Source organism: Bradyrhizobium sp. MOS001 (genome assembly GCF_004634465.1).
GTDB classification, from domain to species: domain Bacteria; phylum Pseudomonadota; class Alphaproteobacteria; order Rhizobiales; family Xanthobacteraceae; genus Bradyrhizobium; species Bradyrhizobium barranii.
In genome coordinates this window covers 1-2,756 of record NZ_SPVJ01000135.1, presented here as the reverse complement: position 1 = coordinate 2,756, position 2,756 = coordinate 1, and the positions used below count along the sequence as shown (strand labels likewise).

General features: G+C 66.8%; 3 protein-coding genes. All 3 read left to right on the top strand.

Going from position 1 to position 2,756, the window contains the following annotated elements:
• Positions 1–203 precede the first annotated feature (203 nt).
• On the top strand, positions 204–1,742 hold the full coding sequence (gene istA / locus CT676_RS43395) for an IS21 family transposase (RefSeq protein WP_167768360.1): 1,539 nt from the start codon (positions 204–206) through the stop codon (positions 1,740–1,742).
• An 11-nt stretch (positions 1,743–1,753) separates the two neighbouring features.
• On the top strand, positions 1,754–2,497 hold the full coding sequence (gene istB / locus CT676_RS43390; protein WP_135217328.1) for an IS21-like element helper ATPase IstB: 744 nt from the start codon (positions 1,754–1,756) through the stop codon (positions 2,495–2,497).
• A gap of 18 nt (positions 2,498–2,515) precedes the next feature.
• Positions 2,516–2,756: hypothetical protein (locus tag CT676_RS45005; protein ID WP_205124646.1), on the top strand; the 241-nt coding region annotated here is incomplete at its 3' end.

Here is a 2,756-nt window from a genome sequence, read left to right as displayed (position 1 = left end):
TGCTGATTCCGCTCGATGTCGCCCACCATTCCAGAATGATCTCGCCCACCGTTCCGATTTGATGTCGCCCACCATTCCGAGATGATCTCGCCCACCATTCCGGGATGATGTCGCCCGGGGTGACGAGGCCTCTTCTGGCTCCGATACGGTCCCGCCTTTCGGCTTTGCGAAGGGGGACCTGGATGCCGACGGAGAGGTTTGCGATGCGCCATGTGCGCGATGTGATCAGATTGAAGTCGGCCGGGATGCCGACCCGCGAGATTGCGCGGCGGGTCGGCACGGCCCCTTCGACGGTGCGGTTGACGATCCGCCGGTTCGAGGCGGCGGGGCTGACCTGGCCGTTGCCAGACGACGTCACCGACACGGTGCTGGAGGCCCGGCTGTTCGCCAACGCCGGAGCCGGTCCGGGCACCCGGCGGGGCCATCGGCGGCAGGCCGAGCCGGACTGGGCGGCGGTGCATCGCGAGCTCAAGCGCAAGCACGTGACGCTGTCGATTGTGTGGGAGGAGTACATCGCGGGCGAACCCGGCGGGTATCGCTATTCGCGGTTCTGCGAGCTCTACCGGGCCTGGGAAGGCCGGCTGTCGGTGACGATGCGCCAGTCGCATGCGGCCGGCGACAAGCTGTTCGTCGACTATGCCGGCGACGGCGTGCCGGTGGTGATCGACCGGTTCACCGGCGAACGGCGCACTGCGCAGATCTTCGTCGCGGTGCTCGGCGCATCGAGCTTCACCTACGCGCAGGCGACCTGGACGCAGGGGCTAGCCGACTGGATCAGCGGGCACGTCGGCGCCTTCGAGGCGATCGGCGGCGTGCCGGCACTGCTGGTGCCGGACAACACCAAGGTCGCGGTGATCAAGGCCTGCCTCTACGATCCGCAGATCAACCGCAGCTACGCCGATATGGCGGCGCATTACGGCACCGCCATTCTGCCGGCCAGGCCACGACGGCCACGGGACAAGGCCAAGGTCGAGCAGGCGGTCCTCATGGTCGAGCGCTGGCTGCTCGGACGGCTGCGCCACCGGATCTTCCACAGCCTCGCTGAGGTCAACGCGGCGATCGCCGAGTTAATGACCCGGCTCAACGAGGAGCGGCCGATCCGGCGGCTCGGCGTCACCCGCCGCAAGCTATTGGAGGAGATCGACCGGCCGGCACTGAAGGTCTTGCCGGAGAGCCCTTACGTGTTCGCCGAGTGGCGGATCTGCCGGGTCAGCATCGACTATCACGTCGAGGTCGAGGCGCATTACTACAGCGTCCCGCATCGCTTCGTCCGCGCCGAGGTCGAGGTGCGCTTCACCGCCCGCACCGTGGAGATTTTCCACAAGGGCGAGCGGATCGCCGCGCATCAACGCGTGAGCGGCAACCACAAGCACACGACCGTACCGGAGCACATGGCCTCCAGTCATCGGCGCTACGCCGGCTGGACCATCGAGCGCATCCGCAAGGATGCAGCCACGATCGGGCCGGCCACCGCGGCGCTGTGCGATCTGATCCTGGATGAACGCACGCACCCCGAGCAGGGCTTCCGCGCCTGCCTCGGCATCATCCGGCTGGCCCGCTCCTACGGGCAAGAGCGGCTCGATGCCGCAGCCATGCGGGCGATCGATATCGGCGCGCGCACTTACGGTTCGGTCAAATCGATCCTCGCCAACAATCTTGATCGGCGTCCTTCACCCAAGCGCTCCGCGGACGACGCGCCGATCCTCCATCCCAACATCCGCGGGCCGCGCTACTACAATTAGGAGATCACGCCTTGCTCACCCATCCGACCCTCGATCAGCTCCATCAGCTCGGCCTTCACGGCATGGCCAAGGCCTTCGCCGACATCGAAGCCGGCGGCGAGGCCGCCAGCCTCGGCCACGCCGAATGGCTTGCGCTCCTGCTCGAACGTGAAGCGTCGCTGCGACGCGACAAGCGACTGTCGAAGCGGCTTCAATATGCCAAGCTGCGCCAGCAGGCCTGCGTCGAGGACATCGACTATCGCACCCCGCGCGGCCTCGACCGCAGCCTCTTGACGATGCTGGTCGAAGGCCAATGGATCGCCGACCACGCCAATCTTTTGATCTGTGGCCCGTCCGGCGTCGGCAAGAGCTGGCTCGCCTCGGCGCTCGGCAACAAAGCCTGCCGCGACAATCGCTCCGTGCTCTATCAGCGCGTCCCGCGACTGTTCAGCGATCTGGCCTTGGCGCGCGGTGACGGCCGCCACCCCCGCCTGCTGCGCGCGCTCGGCCGCGTCGATCTCCTCATCCTCGACGACTGGGGCCTCGAGCCGCTCGACGCCGCGGCCCGCCACGACCTCCTGGAGATCCTCGAGGACCGCTACGGCCACCGCTCCACCATCGTCACCAGCCAGCTTCCCGTCGATCAATGGCACGCGCTGATCGGCGACCCCACCTACGCCGACGCCGTTCTCGACCGCCTGGTCCATAACGCCCACCGGATCGATCTCAACGGCGAGAGCCTGCGGCGAACCCGTAAGCCCGGCCGAAAGGCCTGAGCCCGTGGCCCTGTGGACATGCCGCTGCGCTTGGACAACGCGAAGGGCGTTGCCCACATGCCCACAGCAGGAGCAGCAAAAAACAAGTCCTTCGAGCCGCGATTCAAGATTGACCACGCGGCTTCGCCGATGCCAGAAACCAGACAGCCAGAACGCCTCGCGCCCCGGGCGACATCAAATCGGAAGGGTGGGCGAGATCATCTCGGAATCCTGGGCGAGATCAAATCGGTACACCCGGGCGAGATCATCGGAATCCGCA